The sequence below is a fragment of the Marivita cryptomonadis genome, assembly GCF_002115725.1.
Classification (GTDB): Bacteria; Pseudomonadota; Alphaproteobacteria; order Rhodobacterales; family Rhodobacteraceae; genus Marivita; species Marivita cryptomonadis.
Window position 1 is genome coordinate 267,150 of record NZ_JFKD01000003.1, and the last position, 13,116, is coordinate 280,265.

The 13,116-nt window shown below is 60.0% G+C and carries 11 protein-coding genes; 3 read left to right on the plus strand and 8 right to left on the minus strand.

All coding sequences use genetic code 11. The features are described 5' to 3' along the window. Nucleotides 1-46: 46 nt before the first annotated feature. From MCRY_RS05130 to MCRY_RS05150, 5 genes are all read right to left on the minus strand, one after another. A complete protein-coding gene (locus MCRY_RS05130) occupies nucleotides 47-1,276 on the minus strand; it encodes a branched-chain amino acid ABC transporter permease (RefSeq protein WP_238939396.1) in 1,230 nt (409 codons plus the stop codon). Next, nucleotides 1,276-1,515 carry a hypothetical protein gene (locus tag MCRY_RS05135; protein WP_085628400.1) on the minus strand — a complete coding sequence of 80 codons (240 nt, stop codon included), beginning with the start codon at nucleotides 1,513-1,515 and terminating at the stop codon, nucleotides 1,276-1,278. The genes MCRY_RS05130 and MCRY_RS05135 overlap by 1 nt, the downstream gene beginning before the upstream one ends. 75 nt (nucleotides 1,516-1,590) lie before the next feature. Then, on the minus strand, nucleotides 1,591-2,544 hold the full coding sequence (locus MCRY_RS05140) for a branched-chain amino acid ABC transporter permease (protein WP_085628401.1): 954 nt from the start codon (nucleotides 2,542-2,544) through the stop codon (nucleotides 1,591-1,593). A 10-nt stretch (nucleotides 2,545-2,554) separates the two neighbouring features. Further along, nucleotides 2,555-3,310, minus strand: a complete 756-nt coding sequence (locus MCRY_RS05145) for an ABC transporter ATP-binding protein (protein WP_238939422.1) — start codon at nucleotides 3,308-3,310, stop codon at nucleotides 2,555-2,557. 145 nt (nucleotides 3,311-3,455) lie between these two features. Then, nucleotides 3,456-5,420 (minus strand): AMP-binding protein, encoded by a 1,965-nt coding sequence (locus tag MCRY_RS05150; RefSeq protein ID WP_085628403.1) that lies wholly within the window; start codon nucleotides 5,418-5,420, stop codon nucleotides 3,456-3,458. 217 nt (nucleotides 5,421-5,637) lie between these two features. On the opposite strand from MCRY_RS05150, the gene MCRY_RS05155 reads away from it, so the two are divergent. Genes MCRY_RS05155 through MCRY_RS05165 form a run of 3 tightly spaced genes read left to right on the plus strand, consistent with a single transcriptional unit; the run spans nucleotide 5,638 to nucleotide 8,680 of the window. Beyond that, nucleotides 5,638-7,524 (plus strand): hybrid sensor histidine kinase/response regulator, encoded by a 1,887-nt coding sequence (locus tag MCRY_RS05155; protein ID WP_085628404.1) that lies wholly within the window; start codon nucleotides 5,638-5,640, stop codon nucleotides 7,522-7,524. Then, nucleotides 7,521-8,222 (plus strand): response regulator transcription factor, encoded by a 702-nt coding sequence (locus MCRY_RS05160; RefSeq protein WP_085628405.1) that lies wholly within the window; start codon nucleotides 7,521-7,523, stop codon nucleotides 8,220-8,222. Before MCRY_RS05155 ends, MCRY_RS05160 begins: the two co-directional genes overlap by 4 nt. Then, nucleotides 8,213-8,680 carry a GNAT family N-acetyltransferase gene (locus MCRY_RS05165; protein ID WP_085628406.1) on the plus strand — a complete coding sequence of 156 codons (468 nt, stop codon included), beginning with the start codon at nucleotides 8,213-8,215 and terminating at the stop codon, nucleotides 8,678-8,680. The genes MCRY_RS05160 and MCRY_RS05165 overlap by 10 nt, the downstream gene beginning before the upstream one ends. A 2-nt stretch (nucleotides 8,681-8,682) precedes the next feature. On the opposite strand, the gene MCRY_RS22820 is transcribed toward MCRY_RS05165, so the two are convergent. The 3 genes from MCRY_RS22820 to fdhF all read right to left on the minus strand — a co-directional run bounded on the left by MCRY_RS22820 (nucleotide 8,683) and on the right by fdhF (nucleotide 13,014). Next, nucleotides 8,683-8,844, minus strand: coding sequence for a hypothetical protein (locus MCRY_RS22820; RefSeq protein WP_171046125.1), 162 nt, complete (start codon nucleotides 8,842-8,844; stop codon nucleotides 8,683-8,685). A 49-nt stretch (nucleotides 8,845-8,893) separates the two neighbouring features. Further along, nucleotides 8,894-10,093, minus strand: coding sequence for a Zn-dependent hydrolase (locus MCRY_RS05170; protein ID WP_085628407.1), 1,200 nt, complete (start codon nucleotides 10,091-10,093; stop codon nucleotides 8,894-8,896). 152 nt (nucleotides 10,094-10,245) lie between these two features. After that, the gene (fdhF, locus tag MCRY_RS05175; RefSeq protein ID WP_085628408.1) at nucleotides 10,246-13,014 is read right to left on the minus strand and encodes a formate dehydrogenase subunit alpha; all 2,769 of its coding nucleotides are present in this window, start codon (nucleotides 13,012-13,014) and stop codon (nucleotides 10,246-10,248) included. Nucleotides 13,015-13,116 lie beyond the last annotated feature (102 nt).

The following is a 13,116-nucleotide window of genomic DNA, read 5'->3' on the forward strand; positions in this document are numbered from 1 at the left end:
GGAACTTTCATGTTGCTTTAGGTTCTTGGTCTTGGGCCCACCCACCTCAGTGCGGGAACGGCCAGATAATCAGTTTTTCACGGATCAATCGCCAAAGCTGATTCAGCCCGTGAGGCTCGATAATCAGGAAGAAGATGATCAGCGCCCCAACAATCATCACGTTGATATGCTCGATCAGAGCGGATTCGATGCGGAAACCCTGCAATTGCGCATAGCCATAGATCAGCGTCACCGCGCCGAATCCGATCGCCGCCGCCATGCCCCAGAGATTGCGCGCGACCCCGAAGAGGAAGGTCGCCGCAGCGATCAGCGCAGCCAGCAGAATGGCCGACCCCGTAGACATCTCGAACACCTGCGTGCCCGCCACCACGTTTAGCACAACTGGCAGGCCGACGATCAGGATCGCGCCCAGATAGTTGCCCATGACCGAGCCAAGGCCGCCGATGATGGCGATGAAAAGCACCTGGAACGACAGCGGAATATCGAACACGTTGGGCTCAGCTGCGCCCTTCCACATGAAGACATAAAGCGCGCCCGCAACCCCGACAACATAAGACGATACGGCAAAGGCGGTCAGCTTGGACTTCATCAAGTTGATGCCGATGAGTTCTGCTGCGATGTCCATGTCGCGCGTCGCTTTCCACGTCCTCCCCAGATTGCCCCGCGTGAGGTTGATACACAGCATGGTCAGCAGCGAAACCACAAACAGGACGATATAGTATTCCGTCACCGATGCCGCCTGTGGGCCTGAAACAAACACGCCGAACATCTCGAGGTTGGGTACTTGGATCGCGCCAGAGGCGTTGTAGTTGTAAAGCCACGACCACTTCTCGAACAGCCAGACCAGAAAGAACTGCGCGGCCAGCGTCGCGATGGCCAGGTAGAACCCCTTGATCCGCAAGCTCGGAATTCCGAATGCCACCCCGATCCCCGCGCTGAACACGCCCGACAGCAGGATCGCGACAATCGGGTTCATCCATGGGAACAGAGTGACCATCTTGTAGCAGGCATAGGCCCCAACACCCATGAACGCGCCGGTGCCAAGGCTGAGCTGTCCCGCAAACCCGGTGAGGATGTTCAGCCCCATCGCGGCAAGCGCATAGATCAGGATCGGGATCAGCAGCGTCTGGAAGGTAAATTCCGACGCGGTCATCGGGAACACCACCCATGCGAGGATCAATATGATCCCCAAAAGGAACGCGTCTTGCTTGACCGGGAACAGGGCCTGATCGGCATTATAGCTCGTCTTGAACTGGCCAGCCGTGCGGTAGAGCATCAGGCGGTCTCCTCTTCGTTGATCACAGCGCGGTTGCGCGGTTTGGCGTAACCGGTCACCTCTGAATGGCGGATGAGCCAGAAATAGGCCCATAGCCCTGCGGCCCCTCCGACAGCGGCCAGCAGGATCGCGACAACCGTCTGGCTGCCTGCTTCAGACCCGCTCGACAGCGCGAGGTAGCCAAAAGCCCAGAAGCCGGACCATGCGATGACGTTCAGAAGTGCGATCAGCTTTGCCATATGTCTTCTCATGTAGGGTGCGTGATCCTCACGCTCCGTTGCTTGTTGGTTTCGAAAAGCGCGCCCCGCGCTGCGCTAGACCCGTTCGATGATCCGTTCTCCGAACAGCCCTTGCGGGCGGAACAGCAGTACGATCAGTGCAAGGACAAAGGCGAACCATGTCTCGGTATTGCCACCCAACAAAGGCTGGCCCCAGTAAATCTCGAACAGCTTTTCCAGAATGCCGATCATCAACCCGCCGACGATGGCCCCGGTGATCGACTCAAGCCCGCCGAGCATCAGCACAGGCAACGCCTTGTACGCAATCACTTCAAGCGCAAAGCTGACGCCCGCACGCGCGCCCCATGCAATACCTGTGACCAGAGCGATGATCCCGGCGATGAACCAGACCAGCACCCATATCGTCTGCAGGCTGATACCCACGGAAAGCGCCGCCTGATGGTCATCGCCCAACGCCCGGATCGCACGGCCCATCTGCGTGTAGTTGAGGAAGGCCAAGAGCGCGAGCACCAGCAAAGTCGCCACGATCACCACGGTGATATCCAGATGCTGCAGGATCAGCAGACCGCCAAACGGTTCCAGAACCGTGTCACCCGTTGGAATACCCAGCTCTTCGGTGATCATCACCTTGTTTTCGCCGCCGAAAATCGTCTCACCAAAGCCAATCAGGAACAACGTGATCCCGATGGTGGCCATGAAAAGGATGATGTCGGGCTGCCCGACCAAAGGCCGCAGCACGACCCTTTCGATCAACACCGCCAGCACGAACATCACACCAAGCGTCAGACCGACGCTGATCCATGCCGGCACGCCCATGGCGAACAGGCCCACAAGGGTCAAAGCGGCGAAGACCACCATGATGCCCTGCGCAAAGTTGAAGATCCGGCTGGACCGGAAGATCAGCACGAACCCCAATGCGATGAGCGCATAGAGAATGCCCGAAACGAGCCCCTCCCACAGCACCTGCATGAGAAAGTCCGGTGCCTCGACCATGTCCACGAATGGCGCGATAAAGATGTCGTTCAGCATGTCTGCTCCCTCAATGCGGCACGCCCAGATAGGCGTCGATCACATTCTGATTGTTGCGCACCTCGTCTGGCGTGCCGTCGCCGATCTTTTTGCCGTAATCCATAACGACCACGCGGTCGGAGAGATCCATCACGACCCCCATGTCATGTTCGATCAGGCAGATCGTCGTTCCGAATTCGTCGTTCACATCAAGGATGAAGCGGCTCATGTCCTCTTTCTCCTCGACGTTCATGCCCGCCATCGGTTCGTCCAGCAGGAGCAGCGAGGGCTCCGCCGCAAGGGCACGGGCCAGTTCAACCCGTTTCTTTAGGCCATATGGCAGCCGCCCCACCGGAGTCTTGCGGATGTTCTGTATCTCGAGGAAGTCGATCACCCGCTCGACCTTTTCGCGGTTCTCCATTTCCTCGTCCCGCGCCTTCCCCCACCAGAGCGCCTGGGAGACGACCCCGGCGTTCATATGAGTCAGACGCCCGGTCATGACATTGTCGAGCACCGTCATACCTTCGAAAAGGGCAATGTTCTGAAAGGTTCGCGCTACGCCTTGGCGGGCGACTTCGAATGGCTTCATAGGAGGACGCTTGGTGCCTTGGTACCAGACCTCACCTTCGGAGGGCGTGTAAAAGCCCGATATGACATTGAGCATCGACGACTTTCCGGCACCGTTGGGCCCGATGATTGCGCGCACTTCGCCTTCGCGGATGTCAAACGAGATGTCCTGAATGGCCACCACGCCACCGAACCGCAGGGTGATGTTGCGCATCTCCATCAGCGTGCCGCCAATCTGGCGCCCATCTGCGGTGACATATCCTTCGGTGTCTTTCACGGCCCAACCCTCTTTGTTGCACCAAGAATTTTCGTACGAAAATTCTCGGTCGGCATAATCTTCGTACGAAGATTATGTCTGCATCCCATCATTCTGCAGCCATCCGCTGCGGGGACGCCGGCACCACCTTCGCGTCGCGGATTTCCAATGTCGCTTTGATTTTGCCCTTGCGCCCGTCTTCATAAGTCACCTCGGTTTCGGTATAGACCGATGTCGAGCCGTCATAGAGCGCGTTGACAAGGTCTTCGAACTTCTCACCGATGATCTTGCGCCGCACCTTTCGCGTCCGCGTCAGCTCTCCGTCATCCGCATCCAGTTCCTTGTGCAGCACAAGAAACCGGTGCACCTGACACCCCGAGAGCATCTCGTCCTGAGCGATGCTTGCATTGACCTCTTCGATATGCGCTTGGATGGTGTCCAGCACCTGCTGATGGCCAGCCAATTCCTGATACGACGCGTAGGCGATGTTGTTGCGCTCAGCCCAGTTGCCGACGGCTGTAAGGTCGATATTGATAAAGGCACAGCAGCGATCTCGCCCCGAACCGAACACCACCGCTTCGAGGATGTTGGGGTAGAACTTGAGCTTATTCTCGACATACTTGGGCGCAAACATTGCACCATCGGCCATCGCGCCCACATCTTTGGCCCGGTCGATGATACGCAAATGGCCGGTAGCCTCCTCTATGAAGCCAGCGTCACCCGTAGCGACCCAGCCTTCGGCGTCCTTGGTATCCGCAGTCGACTCTGCATTCTTATAGTATTCCACAAATACGCCGGGTGACCGGTAGTAGACCTCGCCATTTTCGGCGATCCGAATTTCCACACCCGGTGACGGTACACCCACCGTGTCCGACCGCACTTCGCCGTCGGGTTGCTGGGTGATGAAAACAGATGCCTCGGTCTGACCATAGAGCTGCTTCAGGTTAATTCCCAAAGAGCGATAGAAATCAAAGATCTCAGGGCCAATGGCTTCGCCCGCAGTATAGCCGACCCGTACATTGGAAAAGCCCAGCGCGTTTTTCAACGGACCGTAGACCATCACCTCGCCGAGCTTGTATTTGAGCCGGTCAAACGCGCTCACCTCATGCCCATCAAGGATGGCCGGGCCAACCTTGCGGGCGTGGGCCATGAAATAGTCGAACGTCTTTTTCTTGAACGCGCCGCTGTCTTCCATGCGGATCATGATCTGCGTCAGCTGCGTTTCGAACACGCGCGGCGGAGCAAAGTAATAGGACGGTGCGATCTCGCGCAGGTCCGTCATCATGGTTTCCGGGCTTTCAGGGCAATTCACACAAAAGCCCGACCAATAGGCCTGACCGATCGAAAAGATGAAATCGCCGACCCAGGCCATCGGCAGATAGGCCAGCACCTCATCATCGACCTTAAGGTGATCAAATTCCGAAGACGCTTTGGCCGTTTCGATAATGTTACGGTTCGACAGAACCACACCCTTGGGCTTGCCTGTCGTGCCGGACGTGTAGAGCATCACACAGGTGCTGTCGTAATCCAGCTTCGCCGTGCGCGCCTGCAATTCGTTGATGAACTCGTCATAGGCTGCGCGGCCCTGATCCTGCACATGGCTGAACTGATGCAGGCGGGTATGATCGTATTTCCGCAAGCCGCGCGGGTCGAGATAGATCATGTGCTCGAACTGGTGCAGACGGTCCTGCACTTCGATCACCTTGTCCACCTGCTCCTGATCGTTGACGATGGCAAAGCGCGCCCCACAATGATCGAGCACGTACTCCATCTCTTCGGCGACAGCGTCCTGATAGAGCGGCACAGGGATCGCGCCGACCGATTGCGCGGCGACCATCGACCAATAGAGATAGGGACGGTTGCGCCCGATGATGGCGATGAAATCGCCTTCGTTCACGCCAAGGTTCAGCAGACCCAGCGCAAGCGCTTCAACCTCCTTGGCAGTCTCAGCCCAGGTTCTGCTTTGCCAAATACCATATTCCTTCTCGCGATAGGCAGCAGAACTGCCAAATTGCGAAGCATTGCGCGCCAACAGCGCCGGAACCGAGCGCAGCCCCTCTGCGCCCATGGTCATATGTGCCAAAACTTTTCCTCCCATTGCCCGGGTATTCCCCGAACGGATCGCTTTGCGCGACTCTGTCTCAAGATTGGACAGAAGGCAGGTTGGGGGTCAACTTTTTCCTGAAGTTTTCTCAATCCTTACGAATTGTAACAGGAGGCCAGTCGGCCTTTGCGTCGCGCCCATCCAGTGCTAGCCAGAAACACACGACCCCATTTCTGGACCGTGCTCCATGCAGACCGACGCTCTCATTCAGGCTGGCTTGAACCTGATCGGACAGGCACTGTCGATCTACGACAGTGACTTGCGGCTGGCCGCGTGCAACGCGCGCTTTGCCGAGATGTTCAACCTGCCACAGGCGCTGACCCGTCCAGGCGCCGATTTCGAGACCACCATCCGTCACCTTGTCGAATGCGGCGAGTACGGAGAGATCGACGATGTCGAAAGCTTTATCTGCGCACGTGTAGAACAGGCCAGCGCCTTCCAACCCCACTACATGGAACGCACTCGCGCCAATGGCCGCACGATCAGCGTAGAAGGTGCACCACTTCCGCAGGGCGGTTGGGTCACGGTCTATACTGACATCACCGAGGTCAAATCGCAGGAACAGCTCTTGCGCACCCGGTCCGAACTGCTGTCCGAAGAGGTGCTCGCGCGCTCCGAAGAACTCGCGGCTACAAACCGCAAACTCGCCGCCACGGTGTCTGCGCTGGAAGAAGCCCAACGCGAGTTGACCGAGATGGAGGCCCGCACGCGCCTGACCACGGAAATGATGCCCGCCCATATCGCGCATGTGGACAGCGCCGGGCGCTACACGTTTTCCAACCGCCGCCTGTCGAATGTGATGCCGGGTCGTCCGTCCAAGATCGTCGGGCTGCACATTTCCGAAGCGTTGGGCGACGATGCCTATGCCCGAGTCCTGCCGCATCTTCAAATGGCACTGGCAGGCGATCCGTCGACTTTCGAATTCACCGATATTCACAGCTCCCGTCGCATCCGTGTCGCCTTTACCCCAGATGAATCCGAAAACGGCGTTTATATCCTGTCGATGGACGTGACCGAGGAAACACAGGCCCGTGCAGCACTTCAGCAAACCCGCCGCCGTGAGATGGCGGCCCAACTTACGTCTGGCCTCGCACATGATTTCTCAAACCTGCTGACAATCATTCTTGGCATGCAGTCCAAACTCGCCCGGATGGACCTGCCCAATGATGCCGACCCTCTCATCACCGCCACGTTGCAAGCCGCCCGTCGCGGCGGCGACCTGCTCAACCGGATCGCCGACATCACCGCCCACCGCGCATGGCGGCCCGAACCGCTCGACGTGGCAAATTTCCTGTCGGACCTGCACACTCTGGCAGCGCCGTCATTGCCAGACAGCATCGCCTTGCATGTTGACACCTCTATCACCCAACGCGCCCTGCTTGATCCCGGTCAGCTTCAGGACAGCCTTCTCAACCTCATCCTGAACGCCCGAGACGCCTGCGGCGGTCATGGCGCGATCCGGCTGACAGCCACCGAAATGCGCGACACATGGATCGATTTCACGGTCGAAGACACTGGCTCCGGATTTTCCGAAGAGGCACTGAAACACGCGCTTGATCCGTTCTTCACCACCAAGGGGGATGGCGGGTCGGGCCTCGGCCTGTCGATGGTCTACGACATGGCCAAACTGGCGGGTGGCCAACTTCAGGTCGGCAACACCAATTCCGGTGCGCGTGTGACCCTGCGCCTGCCTTTGCGCCACGCTGCCCGCCACCTGTCGAACGAGCTGGTTCTGCTGGTCGAAGACAGCCCAGATCTGCGCACGACCATCCGCGACATGCTTACCAGCCTTGGCCACAGCGTGATCGAGGCAACCTCGGTCGACGAAGCACTTGCCCTCGCGCAAGGCGTGCCTGACATCGCCTTTGTGCTTTCGGACATCTCACTGGAAGGTCCGGCCTTGGGCAGCGAACTGGTCTCGGCTCTGCAGAAAAAACCCGTCTACCTGATGACCTCCCTGCCCGTCTCCGACACCCGCCACCAAGCTGCCGCATCGAAAACCGCCGTTCTGCCCAAACCCTTCACCAAATCCGATCTGGCCACGTTTCTGGGCCACAAGGCCGATCTCTCATGACCAAACCCCTGATCACCATCCTCGACGACGAGCCCGCGATCCGCACCATGCTGTCCGAAGCACTCGAGGACGCGGGCTATGACACCCAGTGCTTTGCCCGCGCCGCCGAATTCGAAACCGCGCTGCGCAGGACCACACCCGATGTCTGCCTCGTCGATCTGGGCCTGCCCGACCGCGACGGGCTAAGCCTTGTGCACCGTCTGGCGCTGGAACAGGGCGCAACCGTCATCATCATCTCGGGCCGCGCGCAGGTGCAGGACAAGATCACCGGGTTGGAACTGGGCGCCGATGACTACATCATCAAACCCTTCGATCCCGCCGAAGTCGTGGCCCGTGTCCGCGCTCGTCTCCGCACCCGCGCCACACCAACGCCCACTGGCCAAACCGCCCGCTTCAACGGCTGGACCGCGCATTTCGACCGCTATTCTCTGGAAGACGAGACCGGCACCGAGACCCCGTTTTCGCATGCCGAGGGCGAAGTGCTGCGGCTGTTCCTCGAAAGTCCAAACCGCCTGATCACCCGCGACTACATGCAGGACACACTGGGCGGTGCCGCTGGCGACAGCTTTGATCGTGCGATGGATGTGCGTATCTCGCGACTGCGGACCAAGCTGCGCGAAGACCCCAAGAACCCGCGCCTTATCAAGACGATCTACGGCGCGGGCTATATCTTTCTGAGCGAAGTGACATGGACCTGACGCCCTATCGGCTCGGTCCCGGCGATCCGGCGCTGCCAGCCGTCCTGACCCTGATTCAATCGTCGTTTGCCTTCATGGACGAACGCATCGACCCACCCTCCTCCATGCACAAGCTGACACTGGGCAGCCTGTCCGAACAGGCCGAAACCGGCGAGATCTGGGGGATCGGCCATCCGGTTCAGGCCTGTGTCTTTCTCACTCCGAAACCGGGCAGCGTGTATCTGGGAAAGCTTGCAGTCGCGCCAAATGCCCGGCGTCAAGGGCTGGCCCGCCGCCTGATCGACCTTGCAGCAACCCGCGCCGCAGACCTGCGCTGCTCTTTTGTCGAACTGCAAACACGGATCGAACTTGTCGAGAATCACGCGACCTTCGAGGCGCTCGGATTTCGGGAAGTCGGGCGAACCGCCCATCCCGGCTACGATCATCCCACCTCGATCACCTACAGATTGAATCTCTAGTGTCAGACCCCAAGCGCACCGCGCAACATCGGCAACAGCGCCGCCGCGACAATCCCAACCAGCGCCGCCACCGCGAAACGTTGCCACAGGGACGGAAACCGAGGCGACACAGCCCCCAATCCGCCACACACAAGCGCGTAGAACGCCATCGCCGTTACATCCATACCGTGTGCTCCTTGTTGGCCTCACGGCAGACTAGCACAGATCCCGCGCTCAGCCCAAAGCTTCCACTGCGCTTGCAAGCACCCGCAGCCCAGTCACCAGATCGGCCTCTGCCGTATCCTCGCCGAACGCATGACTGATCCCACCAATCGAAGGTACGAACAACATCGCCACCGGCATCAACTTCGACACGTTGGTCGCATCATGCAATGCACCCGACGGCATCTTGCGCCAACGCCCCGGCACATCCGTTTCGGCGGCCTGTTCCAACGCCCCGCGCAAGCGGGCATCCATTTCCACCGGCTCAAGCCCAAGCATCGGTCCAAACCTCAGATCAAACCCACCGGAAACCGCCACTTCTTCAGCCGCTTCACGAATGATGGCCTCCATCCGCCCCAACCGGTCTGCATCACCATCGCGCCACTGCATCGAAAACGTGACTTTCCCCGGAACGATCGACGATGCGTTGGGATGCAGCGTCACATGCCCGATGGTCCAGACCGTGCTTGGCGTGACAACATTGGCGAACCGCTCCGCGATCAGCGCATTAAAGCGCGACAAGGCCTGAAACGCATCGCGCCGTCCCTGCATCGGCGTGGTGCCCGCATGGTTCTGCTCGCCCTCCAACGTGATCTTCATGTCGCGAATGCCGACAATGGCGTCGACCACACCAATCGCCTCGCCTTCGCGGTCCAGCACAGGTCCCTGCTCAATATGCATCTCGAGGAATCCGGTAAACCGCGCGGGATCGACAAACCCGTCCAACCGCCCCGGCATCACCGCCCGCGCCTCGGCAAAAGACACACCGTCCCGGTCGGTCAACCCATCGGCTTTCTCCAAGGACAGGTTCCCAGACCAGACCGCCGATCCGGTGGTCACCCCGAACCGGCCTTCCTCATCCTGAAACGACACGACTGACACCGGCGGCCCTTCGGCCTCGACCGAGGCGCGCGCCACTTCCAGCGCTGCGATCACACCCAGCGCCCCGTCAAGCCAACCGCCCTCGGGCTGGCTGTCGGAATGCGACCCCATCAAAAGCGACGCGCCCTCGGCCAAGCCAAACACCGACCCAACCGGGTCGACATGCACCGACAGGCCCGCCTCGCCCATGCGCCCCACCAACCATTCCCGCGCCGCAATATCCGCATCAGAGTACGCCGGTCGCACAACGCCTTTGCCGACACCAGCGGCGCCAAAGCTCCGCAATGTGTGCAGGTCAGCCAAGAAACGATCCGCGTTCACAGGCAACATGACCCTGTCCCTTCTTCTTTTTCCAAATATGCAAATCCGACCGTGACACATGCGACAGTGCAGTCAAATGCGTCGCCTCACCAAACGCAGATCGGCCACAGGGTGCAACCCCGTGGCCGAGAAAACCTGCGCGCGTCAGCGCTCAATAAAACTTATTCAGCCGCCACCGCGCCTGCATCCGCCGCTTCAACCCGCACAGCCGAGAACTTGAATTCGGGGATCTTGCCGTAGGGGTCCAGCGCCGAATTGGTCAGGATGTTCGCCGCAGCCTCGACATAGGCAAAGGGCAGGAACACCATGTCGGGTGCCACAGCCCGGTCCGCCCGTGCCATGACGACAACCGATCCCCGCTTGGTGGTCAGGCGCACATGCCCGCCCGGCTCGACCCCCATCTTGCGCAGGGTGCTGGGATGCAACGAACAGTTCGCCTCCGGCTCCACCGCGTCCAGAACGGCAGACCGCCGCGTCATTGACCCGGTGTGCCAATGCTCCAACTGCCGCCCTGTCGTCAGAATCATCGGATAGTCCGCATCCGGTACATCGTCGGGCGCAATGACAGACGCAGGCGTGAACCGCGCGCGTCCTTGCGGGCGGGGGAAACCATCGCCGAACACAATCGGCTGACCCGGGTCTTCCGGCGACAGCGACGGGTAGGTCACCGCGTTTTCGCGCGTCAGCCGGTCCCAAGTGATATTCTCCAGCGACCGCATGTTCAGCTTCATTTCCGCAAACACATCCGCAGGGCTGTCATAGCCCCAAGCCATGCCACAGCGCCGCGCCAGTTCGGTGGTGATCGCCCAATCTTCACGCGCTTCACCCGGAGGTGTGACGGCAGGGCGACCCATCTGCACCTGACGGTTGGTGTTGGTCACGGTGCCCGACTTCTCGGCAAAGGCCGAGGCCGGCAGGATCACGTCGGCATAGTTGGCGGTCTCGGTCAGGAAGATGTCCTGCACCACCAGCATGTCCAGCTTGGCCAGCGCATCGCGGGCATGTTCAACGTCCGGGTCCGACATGGCCGGATTTTCGCCCAGAATATACATGGCCTTAATGTGGCCGTCGTGGACTGCATCCATGATCTCGGTGACCGTCAGACCTTTCTGGTTCGAGAAATCCTCCGATCCCCAAACTTCGGTAAAGGCAGACCGCACTCCGTCATCCATCACCGACTGGTAATCCGGCAGGAACATCGGGATAAGCCCCGCATCCGACGCGCCCTGCACGTTGTTCTGTCCCCGCAGCGGGTGCAGACCGGCACCGGGGCGCCCGACATGCCCGGTCATCAGTGCAAGCGAAATCAGGCAGCGCGAATTGTCCGTGCCGTGGATGTGCTGGCTGACGCCCATTCCCCAGAAAATCATCCCCGCCTTGCCGCCCGCAAAGTCACGAGCCACCGCACGCAGGGTCTCTGCGTCGATGCCGCAGATGTCGGCCATCTTTTCTGGCGCGAAATCCGCCAGATGCGCCTTCTCGGCCTCCCAGTTCTCGGTATAGGCCTCGATATACTGGCGGTCGTACAACCCTTCCTCAACGATCACATGCATGATCGCGTTCAGCATGCTCACATCAGCGCCGGGCCGGAATTGCAGCATATGCGTTGCATGCCGCTTGAGCGCTTGACCGCGCGGGTCCATCACGATCAGTTTGCCACCACGCTTGGTGAACTGCTTGAAATAGGTCGCCGCCACCGGGTGATTTTCGATCGGGTTCGCGCCGATCACAATGGCCACATCGGCGTTCTCGATCTCGTTGAACGTCGCTGTCACAGCGCCGGAGCCGACGTTCTCCAACAGCGCCGCGACTGAGGACGCATGGCACAGCCGCGTGCAGTGATCGACGTTGTTATGGCCAAAGCCCTGCCGGATGAATTTCTGGAACAGGTACGCTTCTTCGTTCGTGCACTTGGCCGAGCCAAAACCCGCCACCTCGCGCCCCCGGCCCTTCAGCCCGTTGGCAGCAAAGTCCAACGCCTCGTCCCACGTCGCTTCGCGGAACACCTCTTGCCAATTGTTCGGATCGACATTCAGCCCCTTGGCGGGCGCATCGTCACGCCGGATCAGCGGTTTGGTCAGGCGGTGGTCATGGTGGATATAATCGAACCCGAACCGCCCCTTCACGCACAACCGCCCTTCGTTTGCCGGGCCATTGATCCCCTCGACATAGACAACCTTGTTGTCCTTGACCTTAAGCGAGACCTGACAGCCCACACCGCAGAACGGGCAGACGCTTTCGACCTCTTTGTCGAAATCCTTGCTGTCGCCCTGCTGCTGGTCGTCCAGCACAGTCGCCGGCATCAATGCCCCAGTCGGGCAGGCCTGCACACATTCACCACACGCCACGCAAGTCGACGCACCCATTGGATCGTCGAAATCGAACACCGGATAGGCATCATGCCCCCGCCCCGCCATGCCGATCACGTCGTTCACCTGCACTTCACGGCAGGCGCGGACGCAAAGACCACATTGGATGCAAGCGTCAAGGTTCACCCGCATGGCCACATGGCTGTCGTCAAGCAAAGGGATACGTTCCGCCTCAAGTGTCGGCAGTCGGCTTTCCGTCACACCGTTCGCCTCGGCCATGTCCCAAAGATGCGAAGACTTGTCATGCGCCGCGTCGCGTTCGGGCTGATCCGCCAGCAGCATTTCGACCACCATCTTGCGCGCGGATTTGGCGCGGTGCGAGTCCGTGGTGACCACCATGCCTTCAACGGGTTCGCGGATACAGGAGGCCACCAAAGTGCGCTCGCCCGCGACCTCGACCATACAGGCGCGGCAATTGCCATCCGGGCGATAGCCGGGTGCCGGTTTGTGGCACAGATGCGGGATCACCAGACCCCGGCCATTGGCAACCTCCCAGATGGTCTCACCTGCGCGGGCCTCAACCTCTGTGCCGTCCAGAGTAAAGCGGATCGTGTCAGTCATCGCGGTCTCCCTTGTCGGAGACACTCTAACCGCAATTCAGGCCTGTCGTGGATCAACAATCCCGACACCTTGGCGCGGATTTGCGGCTGACCGGTTTCCGAT

What these genes read in the sequence shown, in the direction of transcription:
- MCRY_RS05135 (WP_085628400.1), bottom strand. Translation starts at nt 1,515, where the DNA reads ATGGCAAAGCTGATCGCACTTCTGAACGTCATCGCATGGTCCGGCTTC.
- MCRY_RS05165 (WP_085628406.1), top strand. Translation starts at nt 8,213, where the DNA reads ATGGACCTGACGCCCTATCGGCTCGGTCCCGGCGATCCGGCGCTGCCA.
- MCRY_RS05155 (WP_085628404.1), top strand. Translation starts at nt 5,638, where the DNA reads ATGCAGACCGACGCTCTCATTCAGGCTGGCTTGAACCTGATCGGACAG.
- MCRY_RS05160 (WP_085628405.1), top strand. Translation starts at nt 7,521, where the DNA reads ATGACCAAACCCCTGATCACCATCCTCGACGACGAGCCCGCGATCCGC.
- MCRY_RS05170 (WP_085628407.1), bottom strand. Translation starts at nt 10,093, where the DNA reads ATGTTGCCTGTGAACGCGGATCGTTTCTTGGCTGACCTGCACACATTG.
- MCRY_RS05130 (WP_238939396.1), bottom strand. Translation starts at nt 1,276, where the DNA reads ATGCTCTACCGCACGGCTGGCCAGTTCAAGACGAGCTATAATGCCGAT.
- fdhF (WP_085628408.1), bottom strand. Translation starts at nt 13,014, where the DNA reads ATGACTGACACGATCCGCTTTACTCTGGACGGCACAGAGGTTGAGGCC.
- MCRY_RS22820 (WP_171046125.1), bottom strand. Translation starts at nt 8,844, where the DNA reads ATGGATGTAACGGCGATGGCGTTCTACGCGCTTGTGTGTGGCGGATTG.
- MCRY_RS05150 (WP_085628403.1), bottom strand. Translation starts at nt 5,420, where the DNA reads ATGACCATGGGCGCAGAGGGGCTGCGCTCGGTTCCGGCGCTGTTGGCG.
- MCRY_RS05140 (WP_085628401.1), bottom strand. Translation starts at nt 2,544, where the DNA reads ATGCTGAACGACATCTTTATCGCGCCATTCGTGGACATGGTCGAGGCA.
- MCRY_RS05145 (WP_238939422.1), bottom strand. Translation starts at nt 3,310, where the DNA reads ATGGAGATGCGCAACATCACCCTGCGGTTCGGTGGCGTGGTGGCCATT.